21 protein-coding genes are annotated in these 21,831 nt (G+C 70.9%); 10 read left to right on the top strand and 11 right to left on the bottom strand.

Features of this window, described 5'->3' with window-relative positions; all coding sequences use genetic code 11:
* Positions 1–10: 10 nt before the first annotated feature.
* Positions 11–319, bottom strand: a complete 309-nt coding sequence (locus tag ACH4EB_RS21910; RefSeq protein WP_398349221.1) for a hypothetical protein — start codon at positions 317–319, stop codon at positions 11–13.
* 756 nt (positions 320–1,075) lie between these two features.
* Between ACH4EB_RS21910 and ACH4EB_RS21905 the strand changes: the two genes are divergently transcribed.
* Both ACH4EB_RS21905 and ACH4EB_RS21900 read left to right on the top strand, forming a co-directional pair.
* Positions 1,076–1,414, top strand: coding sequence for a chaplin family protein (locus tag ACH4EB_RS21905; protein WP_398349220.1), 339 nt, complete (start codon positions 1,076–1,078; stop codon positions 1,412–1,414).
* An 8-nt stretch (positions 1,415–1,422) separates the two neighbouring features.
* Positions 1,423–2,745, top strand: a complete 1,323-nt coding sequence (locus tag ACH4EB_RS21900) for a hypothetical protein (RefSeq protein ID WP_398349219.1) — start codon at positions 1,423–1,425, stop codon at positions 2,743–2,745.
* A 306-nt stretch (positions 2,746–3,051) separates the two neighbouring features.
* Here the strand turns inward: ACH4EB_RS21900 and ACH4EB_RS21895 are convergent, their stop codons facing one another.
* A complete protein-coding gene (locus ACH4EB_RS21895; protein ID WP_398349218.1) occupies positions 3,052–3,999 on the bottom strand; it encodes a LysR family transcriptional regulator in 948 nt (315 codons plus the stop codon).
* Between the two features lie 176 nt (positions 4,000–4,175).
* On the opposite strand from ACH4EB_RS21895, the gene dnaE reads away from it, so the two are divergent.
* A complete protein-coding gene (gene dnaE / locus ACH4EB_RS21890; RefSeq protein WP_398349217.1) occupies positions 4,176–7,769 on the top strand; it encodes a DNA polymerase III subunit alpha in 3,594 nt (1,197 codons plus the stop codon).
* A 387-nt stretch (positions 7,770–8,156) separates the two neighbouring features.
* Here the strand turns inward: dnaE and ACH4EB_RS21885 are convergent, their stop codons facing one another.
* The 3 genes from ACH4EB_RS21885 to ACH4EB_RS21875 all read right to left on the bottom strand — a co-directional run bounded on the left by ACH4EB_RS21885 (position 8,157) and on the right by ACH4EB_RS21875 (position 9,366).
* Positions 8,157–8,660 (bottom strand): hypothetical protein, encoded by a 504-nt coding sequence (locus ACH4EB_RS21885; RefSeq protein ID WP_398349216.1) that lies wholly within the window; start codon positions 8,658–8,660, stop codon positions 8,157–8,159.
* Positions 8,661–8,780: 120 nt separating this feature from the next.
* Positions 8,781–9,032, bottom strand: a complete 252-nt coding sequence (locus tag ACH4EB_RS21880) for a hypothetical protein (protein ID WP_398349215.1) — start codon at positions 9,030–9,032, stop codon at positions 8,781–8,783.
* Between the two features lie 127 nt (positions 9,033–9,159).
* A complete protein-coding gene (locus ACH4EB_RS21875) occupies positions 9,160–9,366 on the bottom strand; it encodes a hypothetical protein (protein ID WP_159058142.1) in 207 nt (68 codons plus the stop codon).
* A 495-nt stretch (positions 9,367–9,861) separates the two neighbouring features.
* On the opposite strand from ACH4EB_RS21875, the gene ACH4EB_RS21870 reads away from it, so the two are divergent.
* From ACH4EB_RS21870 to ACH4EB_RS21860, 3 genes are all read left to right on the top strand, one after another.
* Positions 9,862–10,047 carry a hypothetical protein gene (locus ACH4EB_RS21870; protein ID WP_398349214.1) on the top strand — a complete coding sequence of 62 codons (186 nt, stop codon included), beginning with the start codon at positions 9,862–9,864 and terminating at the stop codon, positions 10,045–10,047.
* Positions 10,048–10,170: 123 nt separating this feature from the next.
* Positions 10,171–11,091, top strand: coding sequence for a GNAT family N-acetyltransferase (locus ACH4EB_RS21865; protein WP_398349213.1), 921 nt, complete (start codon positions 10,171–10,173; stop codon positions 11,089–11,091).
* Positions 11,092–11,192: 101 nt separating this feature from the next.
* A complete protein-coding gene (locus ACH4EB_RS21860; protein WP_398349387.1) occupies positions 11,193–11,861 on the top strand; it encodes an alpha-ketoglutarate-dependent dioxygenase AlkB family protein in 669 nt (222 codons plus the stop codon).
* Positions 11,862–11,910: 49 nt separating this feature from the next.
* On the opposite strand, the gene ACH4EB_RS21855 is transcribed toward ACH4EB_RS21860, so the two are convergent.
* Complete coding sequence (locus tag ACH4EB_RS21855; protein WP_398349212.1) at positions 11,911–12,336, bottom strand: pyridoxamine 5'-phosphate oxidase family protein; 426 nt, start codon at positions 12,334–12,336, stop codon at positions 11,911–11,913.
* Between the two features lie 119 nt (positions 12,337–12,455).
* Here ACH4EB_RS21855 and ACH4EB_RS21850 point away from each other — a divergent pair, with 119 nt between their 5' ends.
* Positions 12,456–12,725, top strand: a complete 270-nt coding sequence (locus ACH4EB_RS21850) for a DUF2277 domain-containing protein (protein ID WP_398349211.1) — start codon at positions 12,456–12,458, stop codon at positions 12,723–12,725.
* Here the strand turns inward: ACH4EB_RS21850 and ACH4EB_RS21845 are convergent.
* From ACH4EB_RS21845 to ACH4EB_RS21835, 3 genes are all read right to left on the bottom strand, one after another.
* Positions 12,674–13,645: an endonuclease/exonuclease/phosphatase family protein gene (locus tag ACH4EB_RS21845; RefSeq protein WP_398349210.1), complete on the bottom strand. Its 972-nt coding sequence runs from the start codon at positions 13,643–13,645 to the stop codon at positions 12,674–12,676. The two genes, ACH4EB_RS21850 and ACH4EB_RS21845, sit on opposite strands and share 52 nt — an antisense overlap.
* Before the next feature lie 137 nt (positions 13,646–13,782).
* Positions 13,783–14,400, bottom strand: coding sequence for a flavin reductase family protein (locus tag ACH4EB_RS21840; protein WP_398349209.1), 618 nt, complete (start codon positions 14,398–14,400; stop codon positions 13,783–13,785).
* Positions 14,401–14,620: 220 nt separating this feature from the next.
* Entirely contained in the window at positions 14,621–15,208 is a 588-nt protein-coding gene (locus tag ACH4EB_RS21835) for a TetR/AcrR family transcriptional regulator (protein ID WP_398349208.1), read from the bottom strand.
* A 430-nt stretch (positions 15,209–15,638) separates the two neighbouring features.
* Between ACH4EB_RS21835 and ACH4EB_RS21830 the strand changes: the two genes are divergently transcribed.
* Positions 15,639–16,565, top strand: a complete 927-nt coding sequence (locus tag ACH4EB_RS21830; RefSeq protein WP_398349207.1) for an alpha/beta fold hydrolase — start codon at positions 15,639–15,641, stop codon at positions 16,563–16,565.
* 327 nt (positions 16,566–16,892) lie between these two features.
* Here ACH4EB_RS21830 and ACH4EB_RS21825 read toward each other — a convergent pair whose 3' ends face one another.
* Both ACH4EB_RS21825 and ACH4EB_RS21820 read right to left on the bottom strand, forming a co-directional pair.
* Complete coding sequence (locus tag ACH4EB_RS21825; protein WP_398349206.1) at positions 16,893–17,777, bottom strand: RNA polymerase sigma-70 factor; 885 nt, start codon at positions 17,775–17,777, stop codon at positions 16,893–16,895.
* Positions 17,774–18,904, bottom strand: a complete 1,131-nt coding sequence (locus tag ACH4EB_RS21820; RefSeq protein ID WP_398349205.1) for an NAD(P)/FAD-dependent oxidoreductase — start codon at positions 18,902–18,904, stop codon at positions 17,774–17,776. The genes ACH4EB_RS21825 and ACH4EB_RS21820 overlap by 4 nt, the downstream gene beginning before the upstream one ends.
* Before the next feature lie 327 nt (positions 18,905–19,231).
* Between ACH4EB_RS21820 and ACH4EB_RS21815 the strand changes: the two genes are divergently transcribed.
* Positions 19,232–19,750, top strand: a complete 519-nt coding sequence (locus ACH4EB_RS21815; RefSeq protein ID WP_398349204.1) for a DUF4232 domain-containing protein — start codon at positions 19,232–19,234, stop codon at positions 19,748–19,750.
* A 367-nt stretch (positions 19,751–20,117) separates the two neighbouring features.
* On the top strand, positions 20,118–21,728 hold the full coding sequence (locus ACH4EB_RS21810; protein ID WP_398349203.1) for a M4 family metallopeptidase: 1,611 nt from the start codon (positions 20,118–20,120) through the stop codon (positions 21,726–21,728).
* The last annotated feature ends 103 nt before the right edge of the window (positions 21,729–21,831 follow it).

Below are 21,831 nucleotides of genomic sequence, written 5' to 3'. Positions count from 1 at the left end.
CACTGCCGGGTCAGCTAATGAATTCCACGCTGTCGAAGGCGATGTCGAAGGCGTGGTCGCCCGCCTTGATCTTCTGCGGGTTGCCGACGCATCCGGCGCGCTTGAAGACCAAGACGACCTTGTTGGTGCGGTTCACGGCGTGTCCGTCACCGGAGATGTTGAAGCAGTAGTTCGCCAGAGGGTTGTCCAGGGTCTCCTGTTCACCGCCCACGGCGGTGTAGAGGAAGACGCCGGTGGCGGCGTAGGAGCTGCCGGTCGAGCCCAGGGCCAGGGCGAGTGCGGTACCGGCCGAGGCCAGGGCCATCGTGATGCGCTTCATCGGTTCTCCTCGATCGAGAGTGGAACGGCCGCACGGCTTGAGCACGTGCGGGGAACAGGCCGGCGTCTTGCCCGCCGGGGCTGGTGTGCGGCACCGGCGACGCCGGTGATGCGCAGTCAGGTAAGGAGTGGGGTTGGATGCCGGGCCGCCGGTGCCCGGGGACGGGCGGTGGACATTTCGCAGAGGTCTCCGAGCGGCCGGTAAGACCAGCTTGCCCACCCCGAAAAAGAGTGATCGTTTCCGCACGTGCCGAGATCGGAGCACCGGGGGCACACCACCCCGCCGCCTCCGCTTCCCACGCCCCGCGCGCACTCCAGCGGATGCCAGGATTCCGGTCTCATCGTGAGAAGGAGCGAATGACGGCGTCGACAGTCAGATCCGCGCAGACACCACGAGCACGGCCGCTCCGGAAAGCCCACTGCCGTCATGACAGCCACAGTGAGAGCAAAGCGGCGTTGGGCTGATTGCTCCGCCAAGAAACGCCTGCCGCCCCGATGGCTGCTGTAGCTACGACTTCTTCGCGAAGTGCCCACCACCAGGCGTACCAACCGGTTTCCCGATGCGTGGACAACCTCATTGGATTTGCCGCAGTACCGGGCCGGCGGCCATCGCCCCCCCCGTTTGATGAGCCATCGCGCCATGCTCACACCACACTGGCCGGCCTCGCGGTGTTTCCTTTTGAAACAGCCGTCGTTGACAGACCGGCGTCGTGGCATGGGATTTCCCGCCCCATCGGCAGGCATCAGGAGGAGCAGCGTGGCAGAGCAGCGGATCAGCGTCACGGCGCAGGGTGAGAAGGAGACAGGCGGCAGTGTGTGGGGCCGCCGGGGCCGCTACCTGCGCAGGCGGGTGCTGTGCGTGGTCATTGCCGCCGGAGGCGCGGTGCTCGGAGCGCCAGGTTCGGCGTACGCCGCCAACGTGATCGCGGTCGGCAATGCCGCCTTCGGCAACACGTGCGCTTCCCCGTCGGCGAACGCACAGGCCAGGAGCGCAACGACGCATGGCGGCGGTCTCTTGGGCGGCAACGCGCTACAGGCCCCGCTGGAACTTCAGCGGCAGACCTGTGGCAACAGCGGCATCATCTGTCCCTGGTGAGAAATCCTGTGCAAACCGAACTCGACGGGGCCGTACTACGGGCTGTGCTGGCCGACACCGGCCAGGCCCACACCCTGCTGCAAGAAACCGTGGCACGCGATCCGCAGGACGGGCTGGCACGTGCCCTGCTGGCCTGGCACACCGGTGACCAGCTCTGCGACGCCCGGTTGCGGGAGCAGATGGTGCGGGCGCAGACCGACGCCGCGCAGGCCGCGTCGCGCGTGCGCAGCATCGTCCATGGGCTGAACCTGTTCGCACACCGGCACTACACGAACGCGGCCTCGCATCTGGTGGTGCACCTGGCCCAGTTTCCGGCCGACGCTCTGGTCACGCCGATGATCTGGGCTTTCACCCTGACCGAGGACAGCGACTACATCAAGCACGGCTACCTCCTGGCCGAGCGGCAGTACGCCCTCGCGGGCCCCGAAAGCTGGCCCTGGGCCGCTGCCTTGGCTGCGGCCTGCGCCGAACAGGACCGCACCGTCGAAGCCGACCGGCTGGCCCGCCATGCCCTCACGCTGGAACCGCGCTCGGCCCCCGCCGCCCACGCACTGGCCCATGCCGCGCACGAACAAGGTAGCGGGACGCAGTACCTGAACTTCGTCGACGGGTGGCTGGCCGCCGACCCCCAGGTGCCCCAGCGCAGCCACCTTCAGTGGCATGCCGCCTTGCAGTGCCTGGCCGCCGGGGACCTGGACGGCGCCCGCCGCCGGGCCGATACCGAACTGGCCCATAAGGACGTCGGGGCGCGCTCTGCGGTCAACTGGCGTCTGCTGCTGGCCGGACAGGCCCCCGCTCGCCTCGTCGAAGCCGACCATGCCCGTGCCCTGCTGGCCGAGCCCGGCGGTATGGTCAGCATCTTCCACACCTTCCAGCTCGCCCTCGCCCTCACCGTCGTCGGCGACACCCCCGCACTCGAAGATCTCGCCCGCGCCGCCGCCTCCGACTCCCGCCCCGCCTACGCCGAGGTGCTCGCCCCCGTGGTGCGGGCCCTGGCCCACGTCACCGACGGCCGGCCGGGCCCGGCGATCGACCTGCTGGAGAAGACCGGCACACAGCTCACGCGCCTGGGAGGCGTCGGCGTGGAGCGAGAGATCATCCAGGACACCCTCGCCCGCGCCCTCATCGACGCCGACCAGCCCGACAAGGCCGCTCACCTGCTCCACCATCGCCGCACCACCCGCCGTCACCACGCCTACGAGGACCTCCTTCTCGCCACCGCACAGGCTGCCCCGCTCTTCCCGCCCCGCGGGCAAGCCGCCTCCGGCCCATGTGTTGCCCAGCGCTGCGAGACCCAGGGGTTCTTCAGAGAGCTGGGAGCTTGTGGGTGAGGATCATTCGGTGAGCGAGCTGGGCCGTCGCACGGTCGCGGTATACCCCGTGGACACGGCCGGCTCCGTGGCCATGAGGTCAACGGCCGTCAAGTGCCCGATCCCCTCCCAGGTCACCACCCACCCCCGCGACAGCCGGGGCTCGGCCTTCTTCGTCTCCGCGGGCATGTGCAGCCAGGTCCGTGGCGCGGTCACCGCGACGGCGGCGCTGCGGACCAACGGTTCATCGGCTTCCGGCAGAACATGGCGTCCGGCTTCACGTGCGGCATCGGGAGCGATTCCGGGCGACACCGCCATCAGGTGCCCTCAAGCCGAGCGGGATGGGCTCTGGGTGCCTGGCGGAATCCAGATACCGGTGTCCGGCCGGCCTGGGTAGGCGGACGTGAGATGGCCGGTCAGGGCGGCGAGGGCGGGGTGGGGGTTGTCGGTGCGTCGGATGAGGGAGTGGGGGTAGAGCGGGGTGGGGTTGCGCAGGGGGATGCGGCGTAGGTCGTGGCCGGCGGGCCAGACGAGTGGGGTCTGTTCGCTCAGGAAGGTGGCCAGTGTCGAGGAGTCCGCGATGGTGTCGAGCAGGGGCTCGATGCCGAAGTCGGGCCCGATGGCGTCGATGGTGAGGCCGAACGCGGCGGCGAGGGCGTCGTAGTAGGCGGCCCACTCGGTCCCGGGGGCGTTGCCGGGCATCCAGATCCGGCGTCCGGCGAGCTGTGCGGGGGCGATGGAGCGGGCGGCCGCGAACTCGTGCGCGGGCCCGGTGAACAGGTGGAGGGGTTCGTCGAAGACCGGGGTGGCTTCGACGCCGTCCGGCAGGTGCCCGCCCGGCGTGATCAAGGCGCGGAAGGTGGCGTCGATCGTGCCGGCCTGAACGGCGGCGATGGCTTCGTCGCAGGTGAACAGGGTCACGACGTCGAGTTCGGTCGCGGGGTGCGCCTGGTGGAAGGTGCGGAGCAGGCCCGCCGTGGCGAGACGCCGGCCGACCACGTCGACGCGCAGTGCCCGGTGCCCGGGACGTACGGATGCGGCCGCCCGCTCCTCGGCCCGCAGCAGTGCCCTGGCGTAGGGCAGGAAGGCCTGCCCGTCGATGGTGAGCCCGGCCCCCCGGACCGGCCGGCCGAACAGCCGTACGCCGAGGTCCTTCTCCAGCGTGGCGACGCGCTTGGACACCGCCTGCTGGGTGACCGAGAGCGCGGCGGCTGCTTCCTGGAACTGTCCCGTGTCGACGACGGCGACGAAGGTACGTACGGCGGTGAGGTCCACGCCGCCATCCTACGAGGTGCACACACAACCATTCGTTGTCCGGAGTGGCGGGTTGGTTGTTTGATCGCGCAGCGTACCGGCCGCTTTCATGTCCAGGGTCAACGAACGGTTGTACGCAGCCGTCGAGCGCCCCGTCGCATCGGGGCTTTCCCCGCCCTCTGGAGGTGGCCTCGCCCGTGCCGGATTCCTTCGTCCACCTGCACAACCACACCGAGTACTCGATGCTCGACGGCGCCCAGAAGCTGAAGCCGATGTTCGCCGAGGCGGCGCGCCAGGGCATGCCCGCGATCGCCATGAGTGATCACGGCAACATGTTCGGCGCGTACGAGTTCGCACAGGTCGCGAAGGGCTTCGACGGCCTCAGGCCGATCATCGGCATCGAGGCGTATGTGGCGCCGTCCTCCCGCTTCGCCCGGAAGCAGGAGTTCTGGGGGCCGGGCGGCCGGCGCGCCGTGAGCGAGGACGGCGAGGGCTCCAAGGACGTCTCCGGTGGCGGCCGCTTCACTCACATGACCATGTGGGCGCGGAACGTCCAGGGGCTGCGGAACCTGTTCCGGCTCGGTACGCGGGCCAGCTACGAGGGCCAGTTCCCGGCCGGCAAGCCGCGTATGGACCGGGAGCTGATCGCCGAGCGGCCGGACGGCATCATCGCCACCACCGGCTGCCCCTCGGGGGAGATCCAGACCCGGCTGCGGCTGAACCAGTACGACGAGGCGAAGGCGGCCGCGGCGGCGTACCAGGACATCTTCGGCCGGGAGAACTACTTCCTGGAGCTGATGGACCACGGCCTGGACATCGAGCGCGACGTCCGTCAGGGGCTGCTGCGGCTGGCCAAGGATCTCGGCATCCCGCTGCTGGCCACCAACGACGCGCACTACGTCACCGAGGACCAGGCCGACGCCCACGACAGCCTGCTGTGCATCGGCGTCGGCAAGAGCAAGGACGCCCCGAACCGCTTCCGCTTCAACGGGTCCGGCTACTACCTCAAGACCGCCGCGCAGATGCGCGGCCTCTTCTCCGAGCTGCCGCAAGCCTGTGACAACACCCTGCTGATCGCCGAGCGCGTCGAGTCCTACGACGAGGTCTTCGACCACGTCGACGAGATGCCGCGGTTTCCGGACGTGCCCGAGGGCGAGACCCAGGAGTCGTGGCTGCGCCGGGAGGTGCTCAGGGGGCTGGCCCTGCGCTACGGCGATCCGGTGCCCCCGCACATCCTGGAGCGCTTCGAGACCGAGATGTCGGTGATCGGTCCCATGGGCTTCAGCTCGTACTTCCTCGTCGTGGCGGACATCTGCCGCCACGCCCGGGAGAACAGGGTCCCGCTCGGCCCCGGGCGCGGCTCGGCGACCGGCTCGATCGTCGCCTACGCCACGCGGATCACCGAACTGTGCCCGCTGGAGCACGGCCTGCTCTTCGAACGGTTCCTGAATCCCGAGCGCATCAACCCGCCCGACGTGGACCTCGACTTCGACGACCGGCAGCGCGACCGGATGGTCCGCTATGTCACCGAGAAGTACGGCGAGGAGTACACCGCCATGGTGAACACCTTCGGCAGGATCAAGGCCAAGAACGCGATCAAGGACTCCTCGCGCATCCTCGGCTATCCGTTCTCCCACGGAGAGCGGATCACCAAGGCGCTCCCGCCGGACCAGAACGGGAAGCCCGCTCCCCTGGCCGTCCTCTTCGACTCCTCCCACGAACGGTACGGGGAGGCCGCGGAAATCCGGCAGATGTACGAGAGCGAGCGGGACGTGCGGCGCGTCATCGACACCGCCCGCGGGGTGGAGGGCCTCACCCGCGGGACCGGTGTGCACGCCGCCGCGGTGATCCTGTCCAAGACGCCCCTCACGGACCGGATCCCGCTGCACATGCGCGCGTCGGACGGCGTGAAGATCACCGGCTTCGACTACCCGTCCTGCGAGGCCATGGGCCTGGTCAAGATGGACTTCCTCGGGCTGCGCAACCTCGGCGTCATCGACCAGGCCATCGAGAACATCCGCGAGAACCGCGGCATCAGCCTGACCACCGTCGCTCCCCGGGACGGGGACTCCTCCGCCACCGTCATCCCGCTCGACGACGCCAGGACCTACCGGCTGCTGGCCGAAGGCAACACCTTCGGTGTCTTCCAGCTCGACGGCGGCGGCATGCGGGTCCTGCTCCGGCAGATGGAACCCACCCGGTTCGAGGACATCGCCGCGGTCAACGCCCTCTACCGCCCCGGCCCGATGGCGGCCAACGCGCACACCGACTACGCCCACCGCAAGACCGGCCGCCAGGCGATCACCCCCATCCACCCCGAGCTGAAGGACGCTCTGGAGCCCATCCTCGGCACCACCTTCCACCTGCTCGTCTACCAGGAGCAGATCATGGCCATCGCCCGGGAGCTGGCCGGTTACACCCTCGGCGGTGCCGACCTGCTGCGCCGCGCGATGGGCAAGAAGAAGCCGGAGGTGCTGGCCGCCGAGTGGGACACGTTCCACGCCGGTATGCGGGGCAACGGCTACAGCGAGGAGGCCGTCAAGGCGCTGTGGGACGTCATGCTCCCGTTCTCCGGCTACGCGTTCAACAAGTCCCACACCGCCGGTTACGGCCTGGTCTCGTACTGGACCGCCTACCTGAAGGCCAACTACCCGGCCGAGTACATGGCCGCCCTGCTCACCTCCGTCGGCGACGACAAGGACAAGGCCGCCGTCTACCTCGCCGACGCCCGCAGGAACGGTGTACGGGTCCTCCAGCCCGACGTGAACGCATCCGTCGCCGCGTTCACCGCCGTCGGCGACGACGTGCGCTTCGGGCTGCGGTCCGTGCGCAACGTCGGTGACAGCGTCATCGACGCGATCGTCGACGCCCGCCGCAGGAAGGGCACGTTCCGCTCCTTCGCCGACTTCCTCGACAAGGCCGACCTGCCCGCGCTGAACAAGCGGGCCGTGGAGTCCCTGATCAAGGCCGGCACCTTCGACTCCCTGCACCACACCCGCAAGGGCCTCACCGCCGTCCACGAAGCAGCCATCGACGCGATCACCCCGGTGAAGAAGGCGGCGGGCTTCGGGCAGGACGACCTCTTCGCCGGGCCGGCAGCGCAAGACGGCACACCCGCCTTCGGGCTCGACTTCCCCATCGACACGACGGAGTGGCCCCGCCGGCAACTTCTGGCCACCGAACGCGAGATGCTCGGCCTCTACGTCTCCGCGCATCCGCTGGACGGCGCCGAGCACGTCCTCTCCGGCGCGCGCGACTGCGCCATCGCCGACCTGCTCGCCTCCGGCCGCACCACCGGAGACGTACGGCTCTCCGGCCTGATCACCGGCATCCAGCGCAAGATGACCAGACAGGGCAACGTCTGGGCCGTCGTCAGCCTCGCGGACCGCGACGCCGCCATCGAGGTCCTGTTCTTCCCCGCCGCCTACCAGCTCGTCCAGCACGCCCTGGCCGAGGACGACGTCGTCTCCGTCAAGGGCAAGATCGAGGACCGGGACGGAACGATGAACCTCTTCGGCCGCGAACTGGCCGTCCTCGACGTGTCCTCCGCCGAACACGGCGGCAGGCCCCCCGTACGGCTCGCGCTGCCCGCGTACCGCGTCACCGAACAGTCCGTCAAAGAGCTCCAGCGCATCCTCGCGGACCACCCGGGCGACAGCCCCGTACACCTCAGCGTGCGTGGCACCCGCAAGACCACCGTCTACGCCCTCCGCGCCACGGTGAACCCCGCGACCATCGCCTCCGACGTCAAAGGCGCCTTCGGCGCCGACGCCTGGGAGGGGACCGCATGAGGCCGAGAGCGCCCCGGGGAGTCGGGGTGGCCGGACCGCAAGCACAGCGGGACGAACGGCCGGACGTTCAGCCGGGCCGATTCGGAAGCCAGAAAGGCGGTGCCGGGCAGACCGTGGTCAGCACCATCGGCAGGGCAACGAATACCCGCGTGACTTGGCGATGAGGCCGACCGGAACGGCCGGCAGGACGGCGATGGTCACGAACGCCGGAACGGGGCCGGGCACCGCACCGACCGATGCTTCAATCACCGATGACGTCTTTCGTCGGGACGGGTGATGGGAAATCAGCCCGTGCTCGTGCACCGGAATTCCGTGGGGTGCGCGAAGTGTCGCTACCGGGCGAGGTTTTCGGTGGTGCGGCGTGGGGCCATCGAGCCGGAAGTGGGGTCAATGCGCCAGGCGCTGGTACAGAGCCATGGGGGTCACATAGCCGGGCCAGCGGCCGTCGTCGAAGAGGTGGGTACCGGCGTCCAGGTAGCTCTGGTCGACGAGTTGGGAGCAGATCATGTGGCCGGTGGCGGCGACGTACCGCCGCAGTCCCGGGAAGGGCAGGCGGAGCCGGTGTACGGCGATGGCCAGGTAGTCGAGGAAGCTGTACGGGACCCCCTCGTAACGGCGGCCCGCGGCACATATCGCGTCGCGCCGGTCGTCGGTGAGTCCTTCCGGGCAGACGTACAGGACGTGCACGCCGTCGTAGGCCGACAGGGAACGGATCGCCGCGCCGCCGGGTTCGGCTTCGATGAGCATGTCGCCGGGGAGTACGAGGAAGGCGTGCTGATATTCGCCGAATCCGTTTCCGTTCAGCCACTGGCCGATACGGATCAAGCGGCCGACATTGCCGTTGATCCGGGTGAGACCTATGTCTCCGGGCATGGGCAGGGCATGTCGCATCCGCGGCTCCGAGGCACACAGTGGGGTGGGTTTTCTGTGTGATACCCGTTTCGGAGCCGTTGAAAGAAGGCGGGGCGGGGAATTACCCGGACTTCCGTCCGGGCCGGAGTCCGGGGCGTTTCAGCGCAGTTCGTAGTGCCAACTGCCGTCGGAGGGTTCGTACCGCATGTGTACGCGGGCGACGGCGCGCAGGCGGTCGCGGTCCTGCCGGGTGATGGTCACCGCGCCGCCCGCCTTGTCGAGCACGTACTTCAGCGCGGATTCGAGTTCGTCACCCCTGCGGGCGAGTTGTGCGAACTCGAACTGCAGGTGCTGCAACCGCGCGCGCAGCAGAGCGGCCTGCTGCTCGGGAGTGTCGTCGTCGTTCGCCATGACATCGGCGTCCTTGGCCGCGGATCGGCGGGCGAGGCGGGAGAGGCGCCTCGCCCGGACCTTTCGCGGGCCGGCAGGCACACCCGGTGGGATGCCGGATGTGCCCGCCATCAAGGAGCTGGGGCAATCAGTCCTGCTCCAGGTCCCCGAATCGGGCGGCCGAGTTCCAGTTGCCGCTGCCCCAGTTGTGCGAGGCGTGGCTCGGCGCGTTGGTGTACTTGCTGATGTTGACCTCGTCGTCGTCGTGACCGTGAGCCTGGGCCGCGACGACGCCGGCGGCGGACAGGCCGACCACCGCGAGGCCGACGAAGAGCGGACGCATGACAGAACGCATACCAACATCCTCCTTTTGAGGCGTGCTGAGAGTGACTGACGCTTCGATTCAACCCTCGACGTTCGGTCATATGAAAGGAGAAACGCGCCTTTTCCCCCGATTTACCCGGTTGGCCTAAGGGTGGCCGGGGGGGGCGGAGACGCGCGCGTGGCGGTCGCTCAGGAGTGGAGAGGCGGACAGGAGTTGCCGGATGCTGCCGGGTGGTCGCGAACGGGCTCCGGAGGCCGCCCGGGGCTCGGGTGACGGAATCGGCCGTGCCGCCGGGGCCGTTGAGGCCATCCGAGCGGAATTCGTGTGGTGCGGGACGTGGACGAAGGGCGGGCAGAGGGTGTGGGTCTGGACACATATGGAGCTTCCCGCACCCCGGGCACGTAACGGTCATAGCAGGTCAGCCGCGTGTGGGCGGCGCACGTGGCCGCGCCCGCGCACCGGTGCGGCGGCCAGGGCCACTTCGGCACGGGCGCGTTGTCAGTGGCCGCCCCTAGCATGGACGGCATGCCCCCAACCCCTCCCCCATCCATGGGTGCGCCCCTCACCGCCGCCGACGCGAACGAAGCGATCCGGCGGTTCGTGCGCGCCCGCCGCGGCCGGTCGTGGACGGCTGAGGACCGCGCGGAGTACGCGCGCCTGTTGGAGATATGGACGCTCGCGGTGCGCGGGGCCGTCGCCGAGACCGTCTGAGCGGCCGCGCGGGCGCAGGAGGACGCGACGGAGAGCCGCGACGGCGGGTGATCGGACGCCGCCGGCGGTAAGTGCTCGACAAACCGCTGGCGGTGAGCGGCGCACCACTGCTTGTATGCGCGCGTGAACGCTGCCGAGACTGACCACGACCAGCACGCCGACCTGCTGCTGGAGCAGTTGCTCGACCGGATCGAGGAGTACTACGACGCCGTGCCCCGCAGTGCCGCCCGGGCCGAGGGCTTCGGGGCACTGACCCTTTTCGTACGCGACGGCCGCGGCTGGCCGTACTACGCGCGGCCCACCCGGGGATGGGCCGGTGACGCGGCGAGCGCCGCCGAGGTGACGAGGGTGCGGGACCGGCAGCGGGAGCTGGGCGCACCCGAGAGCTTCGAGTGGGTCGCCGAGAACACCCCACGCCTGCGCGCCGCGATCGAGGAATCGGGGCTGGTGGTGCATGAGCACCCGCTGCTCGCCCTGGACCTGGACGGGAGCCGGGCGGAGGGGGACGGTACGGACGCCGGAGCGGGAGCGGCAGCCGGGGCAGGAGCGGCAGCCGGGGCCGGCGCCGGCGCGACGGTGCGGGTCCGGTTGGTGGAGGACGGCGACCCGGCGTTGCCGTACGCCGTCGCCGTACCGCACGTCGCCTTCGGGCAGCCCGACACCCAGGTCGGCCCGGCGGGGGCCCGCGAGCTGGCGGAGGCGGTGCGGCAGCTCGTCGAGGACGGGTCGGTGGACGCCGTGGCGGACCGCGTACGGAACGGGTACACCGCCGTGGCCGTCGCGGAGGCGGACGGCGCCGCGCTGTGCGCCGGTCAGCATCAGCCGGTCGGCACGGTCAGCGAGGTCGTCGGCGTGGGAACGCTGCCCAGCGCCCGCCGCCGTGGCCTGGGGCTCGCGGTCACCGCCGCGCTGGTGGCCGACGCCCGCGAGCGGGGCGTCCGTACGGTGTTCCTGTCGGCGAACAACGACGACGTGGCACGGATCTATGAACGGCTCGGCTTCCGGCGGGTCGCCACCGCGCTGATCGCGGAGCCGGCGGAGTAGCCGAAAGCGCAGGTGGGGGGAAGATGGAGCGGTAAGGGGTGGCGGTGCGCACGCCCTGCCGCCCGCGGGCGACCCGGACCGGGAGTGAGGTTGTTGTGAGCATGCCCCTGCCCGGCTTCGGCGGCCCGGAGCGCGTACGGTCCCGGCCCGCGCCGGGCGCGGTGCACGTGCCCGGCTGGCTGTCCCTGGAGCGGCAGCGGGAACTGGTCGCCGCCTGCCGCGACTGGGCACGGGGGCCGGTCCCGATCCGGCACACCCGGCTGCCGCGCGGCGGCGTCATGTCCGTACAGACGGTGTGCCTCGGCTGGCACTGGCAGCCGTACACCTACCTGCGCACCGCGGACGACGTGAACGGTGCCCGCGTCGCCGCCTTTCCCGACTGGCTGGTGGAGCTGGGGCGGGCGGCGCTGGCCGACGCGTACGAGGACGCGGCCGCCGGAGACGGCTACACACCGGACACCGCCCTGATCAACTTCTACGACGGCCGGGCCACCATGGGAATGCACCAGGACAAGGACGAACGGTCCAGCGACCCGGTCGTCTCGCTCAGCGTCGGTGACACCTGTGTCTTCCGCTTCGGGAACACCGAGTCCCGCGGCCGCCCCTACACCGACATCGAGCTGGCCTCCGGCGACCTGTTCGTCTTCGGCGGGCCGTCGCGGTTCGCCTACCACGGGGTGACGAAGGTGCGTCCGGGGACCGGCGACCCGGCGACGGGGCTGGCGAGCGGGCGCCTCAACATCACGCTCCGGGTCACCGGACTGGAGTAGGGCCGGACTGCGGGGGCGGGAAACCGAGGGGCGGGACGCCGGGGCGTCGCTACTGGGCCGTGCCCGCCAGCAGCCAGCGGCCGACCGGGACCTCGAAGAGCACCCGGCCCGCCGCCGGCGGAGACGTGGCGGTGACGTCCCAGTCGTACTTCGTGAGGAAGGCGGCGACGACGTCGGGCGGCACGTCGAGGGCGGGCGGCGCACCGGTGCCCGGCGGTATGTGCCACACCCTGGCGCGCCCCTCGGCGACGACGGGCGCCTCGCCGCCCTCCAGGGCCAGCGAGACCCGCGGGTCGTTCTCGATGTTGCGCCGCTTCACCGAGGCGCGCTCCGCGCCGATCCACCAGGTGCCGCGTACGAAGACGAACCAGACGGGTGTGACGTGCGGCGAGCCGTCCGGGCGCAGCGTGCACAGCCAGGCGATCCGCTCGTCGGCCAGCCGGTCACGGAGGTGCGCGTATTCCTGATCATTCATGTCGGCATTTCAACAGAGGAGGAGAGGAGCATGGACAACGCGGCCACCATTCGAGCGCATGTTTGATTGGGTGCGGTGAAACGCCTGCCACGGCCCGAACGGCGAGGCACACTGGAGATATGTGCCGCAGCATCAAGACGCTCAGGCCCCCTGCCACGCCCGCCGTGACCGAGGACGACATACGGGCCGCCGCCCTGCAGTACGTCCGCAAGGTCTCCGGATTCCGCGCGCCGGCCGCGCACAACCGAGAGGTGTTCGAGCAGGCCGTGGACGCGGTGGCGGCCGCGACGCACGACCTGCTGGCCGGACTCCGGGTGCGGGGCGGGGGCGGTACCGCTCAGGACCCGGGTGTCCCGGGCAGCTCCAGCAGCGCGCGCACCGGCAGGTGATCGCTGGGGAACTGCCCGTTCTCGGAGTATGTGTCGATCACGGCGCGGTGGGTCCGGACCGTCGGTGACGTGAGGATCCAGTCGATCCGTTCGCCGTCCCGTACCAGCGGCCGGTAGCCGTGGTACGTGGCGTACAGGGTGCTGCGCGAGTCCGCCGTGTCCCAACTGTCCACGAGTGTGCCCCGGTTGAGCATGGTGTCGTACACGGGGTTGTTGTGGGCGGGGACGTTGAAGTCGCCGGTGACGATGCGCGGGAGCGCCGGGTCGAGCGCGCGCAGCCGGTCGGTGATCAGGGCCGCGGAGCGCTCGCGCGAGTACTGGTTGAGGTGGTCGAGGTGGGTGTTGAGGGCGTAGAACTCACCGCCCGTGCGCAGGTCCCGGAAGCGCACCCAGGTCACCATCCGGATGACCGTGTTACCCCACGTCGCCGAACCGATCAGATACGGGGTGTCGGAGAGCCAGAAGTGGTCGTACTCGACCGGGGCCAGTCGGCGGATGTCGTAGAAGAGGGTGGCGAACTCGTCGCGGCTGCCCCCGGCCCGGCCGGTGCCCAGCCAGGCGTAGTCGTCGCCGAGGTCGTCCGCGATGTCCTGGAGCTGGCGGTAGAGGCCCTCCTGGGTGCCGAGCAGGTGCGGTGCGGCCCGGCCCAGCAACTCCCGCATGACCGGGCGGCGTTCGGCCCAGGAATGGGGCCGCTGGTCCGAGGCGTAGCGGAGGTTGAACGTCATGGTGCGCAGCCGGCGGTCGCCCCGGGCGGCGTGCGCGGTGCCGCCTCCGTAGGCCAGGGCAGGCGTACCGGCCGCCGTCGCCGCGACGGCCCGCAGTGCGGTACGGCGGCTGAACGGCCCCGCGGAGGCGCGAGCGGCGCCGGTGGGGTCCGGCGCCGACGCCGCGGCGGAGCAGCTCGTCGGTCTCGTCATCGCATCTCCAGTGGCCGGGGCCCGCTACGCCTGCGGGCCGGGTCACTGAAGAGTCCCGGAGACCGGGGTGATGCGGAAGTGGACACGAGAGGGAGGGGACCGAAATGCGCTGCCCCCCGGCGCCCGCGCGTCCCCGCTCAGACGCCCGTTGCCGGTCCCTGCCAGTCCGCGTACCGGATGCGGGAGATCTCCCGTACGTCGCCGGTCGTCCCCCACTCGTCCTTGCCCAGACGGGACAGCGGCCGCAGCTTCCGGATCTCCGGGTGGCCGTCGGTCATGACCTCCTCCGACACGGCGGCGTGCACCACCCGGCCGAAGACGACGGTCGAGTCGCCGAACCGCGTCGTGCTGTGCAGTTCGCATTCGAAGGCCACCGGTGAGGCGGCGACCCGCGGCGGCTTGACCCGCAGACTCGGTTCGGCGGCCACCCCCACCTCGTCGAACTCGCTCACTCCGGGCGGGAAGTCGGTCGCCGTCTCGTTGATCTGTGCGGCGAGTTCCTCCGGCGCGAAGTTCACCACGAACTGGCCGGTCTCCTCGATGTTGCGGAGGGAGTCCTTCCGCCCGACAGCCGAGAACTGCAGGACGGGCGGCGCGACGCAGGCGATGTTGAAGAACGAGTGCGGGGCCAGGTTGGCCACCCCCGCGCCGGATATGGTGGACACCCAGGCGATGGGCCGCGGGACCACACTCGCCGTGAGCAGCCGGTAGAAGCCTTGCCGGTCGAACTGTCCGGGATCGAAGTCGATACGCATGAAGATCAGTATCCATCCCTGCCCGAACGGCCCCCGCCGGGGTACGGCCCGGGAGGGTGGACGCGTGGTGGGCGCGCCGGGCGCGGTGTGGCATGGAGCGGCCCGGTGCGTGTCAGGTACCCGGCCGCTCGTTCGGCGACCGTCGAGGGGGCACGCCGGGCCGTGACGATGATCGTCAGCGGCTGCTCGCCCTACTCGCTTGCCAGGTGGAACGTGCAGGTCAGGCCGCGCGCAGTGCCTGCGAGAGCGCGTCAACGGTCACGTCCACCACGGCCAGGAGCTGTGCCGGGCCCGCCCCGGCTCTGCTCATCACAGCGAGCGACTGGTTCACGGCCGCCGCGTGTACAGCGAAGTCCTCGGCGTCCCGGTCGGCCATCCGGCCGGCCTTCAGCGCGGCGCGCAGGCGCAGGCGCTGGAAGCCGAGCGCCTGCCTGGCGTGCGCCGCGACGGCCGGGCTCAGCACGGGAATCGCCATGGCCGTCTGGGTGATCAGGCATCCGTCGGGCACTTCGGGGTCGGCGATGCGCTTGAGGGTGACGTCGAAGAACGCGCGGACCGAGGCAAGGGGATCGGAGGCCGCACCCGACAGGGCGGCGTCGTACTTGTGCCCGTAGCGCGCCGCGTAGCGATCCAGGCAGCGCAGGAACAGCGCGTCCTTGTCGCCGAGCGAGGAGTAGATCGAGCTGCGGTTCAGGCCGGTGACCCGGGACAAGTCGCCGACCGAGGTGTCGGCGTAGCCGACGCGCCAGAACTGGATCATCGCGGCGTCGAGCGCCGCGTCCATGTCGAACTGCTTCTTGCCTGCCACGTGGACTTCCTTGCCGGTGTGTCGGTGTTCCGGATGCTGTCCGTCACCCTATCTTGAACCGACCGGTTCAAGATGTGCTAGCCTCCGGACATGATCGCGACTGGGCGCCCCCCGAACCGAAACAGCGCGGAAGGCACACCACGCAACCCGGGCACCGGCGCGCTGCCCGACACGCTCGGGCGCCGTCCCGCCCTCGCGCTCGCAGCACTCGACACCCTCGGACCGCGATCCCCGCAACCGGGCTGAACTCAGCTCGACGTCTTGCCTGTTCACCCATTCCGGGCACGCCGTCCCCGTCCTGCTGCCGGCCTTGTCGAGCAGGCCGCCGGGACCCGGATGTCGAGCACCACGCCGACCGCCCGCGTCATCTGCATCGCCCTCGGGGGCCCGGCCCCCGGGCGCACCGCCGGACCAGCGCACCCCGACACCGATGGAGGATCCCATGACCGTCTCCGAACGCAACCCCGTCCGCGACCTGCCCCTGCACGACCTGGCCGGATTCACCCACCGCTGGGTCGACGCGGACGGCATCCGCCTCCACGCCGTCGAAGGCGGCCGGCCGGCCGGTCCTGCTGTCGTCCTGCTCGCCGGGTTCCCGCAAACCTGGCGGGCCTGGCGAAAGGTCATGCCCAGCCTCGCCGACCGGTTCCGCGTCATCGCGATCGACCTGCCGGGCCAGGGCCACTCCGAGCGCCCGGAGCGCAGCTACGACACCCACACGGTCGCCGCCCACGTCCACGCCGCCGTCCAGGCACTCGGAGCGCCGGACTACTGGCTGGCCGCCCACGACATCGGCGCCTGGGTCGCCTTCTCCCTCGCCCTCAACCACGGGAGCCAACTGCGCGGGGTCGCGCTGCTCGACGCCGGAATCCCCGGCATCACCCTCCCGGAAACAATTTCCACCGACCCGGACCGGGCGTGGAAGACCTGGCACTTCGCGTTCCACCTCGTACCCGACCTGCCCGAGACCCTGCTCGCCGGCCGCGAACGGGAGTACGTCGGCTGGTTCCTGAAGACGAAGGCCCTCGCTCCCGGCACATTCGACGCCGCCGACCTCGACCACTACGCGGCGGCCCTCGCCGCCGACGGCGGCCTCCGCGCCTCCCTCGCCTACTACCGAGACGCCGCCGAGTCGGCGCGCAAGAACCACCAGGCGCTCGACCGGCAGCACCTGACCGTGCCCGTCCTCGGAATATCCAGCAGCCACGGCTCCATCCCGGACATGGCGGCCTCCATCAGCCCATGGGCCGACAACACCACCGGCGTCATCGTGCCCGACGCCGGGCACTTCATCCCCGATGAGCAGCCCGAAGCCGTCGCTGCCGCGATAGCCGACTTCATCGCCGGCGGCAACTGACGCCGCTCAGACCTGCCCGGCTGGGCGCCCGCCCAGGCGCACCGCCGCCAGGGACGCCCTTGCCCCGGCCGTCCTCAGGGCTGAAACGGCTGTCCTGCCGTCGGCCGCATCGTTCGAACTGCCCGGGTCCCTGGCCGCGCCTGCCCCGGATGCGCCTGCCGCTGCGGCGGGTCCATGACTGCCGGTCCCTGAGCCCGCTCCGGGCGGAGGCAAGGCGCTTGACCGCGGGAAGGGCCTGGCTCGCCGGCCCGGCCGGCGAGCACGCACCCGCGGACGCGCTCCCGGAAGCGGGAGCGACGTCCGTGCCGGGTGGCAGCCGCCCGCTGGTCACACCCCGACCATCGCGAGCTTCTCCGGATTGCGGACGCAGTAGACGGCCGTCACGAGGCCGTCGCGGATCTCGACCGAGGTCACCTGGTCGAGTACGCCGTCGATGAGCGCCACGACGGAGGGCATTCCGTTGTGGGTGCCGGTGCGGATGTCGAGTTCGCCCATGTGGGCGGTCTTGGCCAGGAGTCCGAGCAGCAGCCTGGCCACCTTGTCGGGCCCGGTCACGGGGCGCCGCGCCGCGTTCACGACCCCGCCGCCGTCCGCCAGGAACACCACGTCGGGCGCGAGCAGGTCCATGAGACCTTGGACGTCGCCGGTCGCGGCCGCCGTCAGGAACCGTTCGGCGACCGGCCGAGCCTCCGCGGGGGTGGCGACCGCGGCGTGCCGCCTCGCGCGCACGCTGGTACGGGCGCGCTGGTTCAACTGCCGCACCGCGGCCTCGGACTTGTCCACGGCGGCGGCGATCTCCCCGTAGTCGAAGCCGAACACCTCGCGCAGCACGAACACCGCGCGCTGGGCCGGGGACAGGGCCTCCAGGACCAGCAGCATCGCGGTGGTCACGGCCTCGCCGGTGAGCACGTGGTCGATGCCGTCGGGTGCGGCGGCGTCGGTCTCCAGCGGCTCGGGCAGCCACGGCCCGACGTACCGCTCCCGGCGGCGGACCGCCGACCGCAGGACACCGAGCGCCTGCCGGGTGACGATCTGCGCCAGATAGGCCCGCACGTTCTCCACCGAGGCGTGGTCCACCGACCGCCAGCGCAGGTAGCTGTCCTGCAGGACGTCCTCGGCGTCGGCCACCGAGCCGAGGATCTCGTAGGCGATCGAGAACAGCAGGGCCCGGTGTGCGGTGAACTCGTCCGCGGAGTCCGGCCGGTCGGTCACTTCGAGCCCCGCGGCCAGGTGTAGGTGGCGGTGCGGACGCTGAACTTCGCGTAGCGGCAGACCCGCTCCTTGCCCACGGCCGCGGCGCCCCCGGCGACGTAGAACCGTCGCACGGTGTCGTCCCTGCGGCCGGCCTGGAGCAGCCCGTCGCGCCGGCCCAGGCTCAGCCCCTGTCCGACGTACCCCATGGAGTAGGGCGTGAGCTCGCGTCCGCGCATCATGCGCGCCAGCGTATCCGCCGCGTGGGCGCCCTGCGGCATGGCCGTCGCGCAGGCCGCCCGGGAGCCGGGAACCGCCGCGCAGTCACCGACCACGAAGATCCGCGGGTCCGTCACGCTGCGCAGATACGCGTCGACCACCGCCCGCCCGTCGGGATCCACCTCAAGTCCGCTGCGCGCGGCCAGGTCGGGCACGCTCCCGATGACCGCCCACAGCGTGAGGTCGGAGCTGAACCCCGCACCGGAGCCGAGACGCACCAGGTCACCGCTTCCTTCCCCGGCGCCGGGGTCGATCTGCGTGACGGAGTCCGTCACGACCTCCACCCGCAGCCGGTCCAGACCGGTCCGTACGCGCTCCCGCGCTCCGGCCGACAGGCTCGCGGCGATCGTCTGCCCCACGAGCCGTACGCGGAGGTCGGGCCGGCCGTAGGCGATCTCGGACGCCGTCTCGATGCCCGTCAGCCCGCCCCCGATGACGGTGACCGCTCCCCCGCCGGGCAGCCCGGCCAGCGCGGCCCGGGCCTCCTCCGCGCCCTCCCAGGTCCCCGCCGCGACGGTGCCCGGCAGCGGTACGGCCGTACTGCCCACCGCGAGGAGCAGGTGGTCGAAGTCGAGGCCGGTGCCGTCGCCGAGGGTGACCTGGCCGTCGCCGATCTTGTCGACGGTGCCGGTCCGGGTGGCGATTCCCGGGCGCAGCATCGACGTCAGCGGGGTCGTCGCGGTTCCGGTGCCCGCGATCCGCTCGTGCAGCCGCACCCGCTCGACGAAGTCCGGACGGGGATTGATCACTGTGATGTCCGCCGTCTTCACCCTCTTGGCCAGCCGGTTCGCCGCGATCGTCCCCGCGTAGCCGGCTCCCACCACCAGGACCTTCATGTGTGCCTCCCGTTGTGCGATCGGTTCGCCCATGGGATGGAGGCCGCCTCGCGTCTGTGACGGGCGGGCCGAGTGAGCTGCGTCACGCACGGATTTCGAGGTTCCGCCGCCCCTGATCCCTGACTCCCGGGCCCGGCCCCGGCACCCGGCACCCGGCACCCGGCACCCGGCACCGAGGCGTTAGCCGCCCGTTAGTCGATCAGCAGCGCGCACGCGCAGGGTGGAGGCACGGAAACGGGCAAGGCCGTACCGGCCCGCCACCGCGCCGACGCACGTGTCGAGTTGCGTGTACGGGGCAGGCGGGTGGGTGCATCACGAACGTGTTCCCCGGGGCGCCGGGGAAGAGGGAGTTGATCGACCATGCGTGGTCTGCGTACCGCTGCCGCTGTCGCCGCCCTGGCCGCCGGGGCGAGTACGGGTGTCGCCTCCGCCGCCGACTCGGGGGCGGCCGGCGCCGGGGCGTGTCAGCCGGGGACGCTGAAGGTCACGACGACGGACGCGGGCGGCAGCCAGGCCGGGATGAACCACGCGGGCACGTACCTGCGGATGGAGAACACCGGCAAGAGCACCTGCACGGTCTCCGGTTACCCGGGCCTGGCGCTGGAAGGCGCCGGACACACGGGGCTCAGGACCCGGGCGCGGCACGGTGACACGTACTTCGCCCAGGACCCGGGCGCACACCCGGTCACGCTCGCACCGGGCAAGAGCGCCTACGCCGACCTGGTGTGGACGCACACCGGCGCGAACACCGCCCACGCCAAGTACCTACAGGTCTCGCCGACGGGCGGCAACGGTCACGATGTCCTCCCGTTCGACCAGGAAGTGGACAACGGCACCCTGTCCGTGACCGCTTGGTCGGCGAAGCTGCCCACCTCCTGAGGCAGCGTCCGAGGAACAGCAGCACGGAGGCCCGGCGCCCGATGGCGGTGCCGGGCCTCCGGCACGGGGCCACGGAGGGGCGGCGGCGTACGCCGCGTCGGGCCCGGCTGCGGGCCGTCGGCATCCGATCCGTACGCAACAGGCTGTTCACAAAAGCGGTCCCCTACCGACCAGAAATCGGCGACAAACAACCGCATTTCGGCAAACCCCCTGTGAAATCCTTGTTGAAGCCCTGACAAACACGGTCGGGTGATGGCACTCTCCTCTCGATTCACTCCTGCACCACCGGGCGGCCCGACAGGGCTCGCCCTCCCCCTCATTCGGGCCGCATCCGTACGGCCCGCGCTAGGAGACTGAGTTGAGACGCATGACCTCCACCCCCCGCACGTACACCCTCCGGACCGCCGCCCTGGTCGCCTCCGCCGCGATGGTGGCCGTCGCCGTCCAGGCCGGGTCGGCGACCGCGCAGCCCGACGCCGCGACCGGCGCCTCCGCCGTCGCGCTGTCCGCCCAGCAGCGCGTGACCGCGATCAAGAGCGCCCAGGCGGAAGCCGCCGGCACCGCGCGGGAGATCGGCCTCGGCGGTCAGGAGAAGCTCGTCGCCCGCGATGTCATCAAGGACGCGGACGGCACGGTGCACACGCGCTACGAGCGCACGTACGAGGGCCTGCCGGTCCTCGGCGGGGACCTGGTCGTCCACGAGAAGAAGAACGGCACGCGTACGGTCGACAAGGCGACGCAGGCCCGGATAGCCGTGCCCACCACGGACGCCGCGCAGCCGGCCAGGGCCGCCGAGAAGAGCGCGCTGTCCGCCTCCGCCGCCGAGAAGAACAGCAAGGCCGCGGCCAAGGACGCGCCGCGCAAGGTGATCTGGGCCGCCTCCGGCAAGCCGGTCCTGGCGTACGAGACCGTGGTCACCGGCGTCCAGAAGGACGGCACGCCGAGCGAACTGCACGTCGTCACCGACGCGAAGACCGGGAAGAAGCTCTTCCAGGACGAGACGATCGAGACCGGTACGGGCACCAGCACGTACAGCGGCACCGTCCCGCTCACCACGACGAAGAGCGGCAGCACCTACAACCTGACCGACGGCGCCCGGGGCGGCCACAAGACGTACGACCTGCGCCAGGGCACATCCGGCACCGGCACGCTGTTCACCGACGCCGACGACAAGTGGGGCGGCGGCCGGCAGACCGCGGCCGTCGACGCGCACTACGGCGCGGCGGTCACCTGGGACTTCTACAAGAACGTCCTCGGCCGCAACGGCATCCGCAACGACGGCAAGGGCGCCTACTCCCGCGTCCACTACGGCAACAGCTACGTCAACGCCTTCTGGCAGGACTCCTGCTTCTGCATGACGTACGGCGACGGCCAGAACAACAGCAACCCGCTGACCTCCCTGGACGTGGCCGCCCACGAGATGAGCCACGGCGTCACCGCCGCCACCGCCAAGCTCAACTACAGCGGCGAGTCCGGCGGCCTGAACGAGGCGACGTCCGACATCTTCGGCACGGCGACCGAGTTCTACGCCAACAACGCCACCGACAAGGGCGACTACCTCATCGGTGAGAAGATCGACATCAACGGTGACGGCACGCCGCTGCGCTACATGGACAAGCCCTCCAAGGACGGCGCGTCCAAGGACTACTGGTCCTCGTCGCTGGGCGGCGTCGACGTGCACTACTCCTCGGGCCCGGCCAACCACTGGTTCTACCTGCTCTCCGAGGGCAGCGGCACCAAGACGATCAACGGCGTGACCTACAACAGCCCGACCTACGACAACTCGAAGGTCACCGGCATCGGCCGCGACAAGGCCGAGAAGATCTGGTACCGCGCGCTGACCACGTACTTCACCTCCACCACGAAGTACGCGGGCGCCCGTACCGGCACGCTGAAGGCCGCCGCCGACCTGTACGGCGCCAGCAGCACCGAGTACAAGACGGTCGCGGCCGCGTGGACCGCGATCAACGTGAAGTAAGCGTCATCCGACGCCGGCCACCGGCGCGCCCGTCGTCGACGGCGCGCCGGGCCACCGTACGGCTCCGTCCCGCCGGGGTTCCCGGCGGGACGGAACGCGTTGC

The sequence above is a fragment of the Streptomyces sp. NPDC018045 genome, assembly GCF_044327445.1.
In the GTDB taxonomy this organism is placed as follows: Bacteria; Actinomycetota; Actinomycetes; order Streptomycetales; family Streptomycetaceae; genus Streptomyces.
Note: the sequence above shows the minus strand (reverse complement) of the source record. Positions and strands in the feature narration are given on the sequence as shown.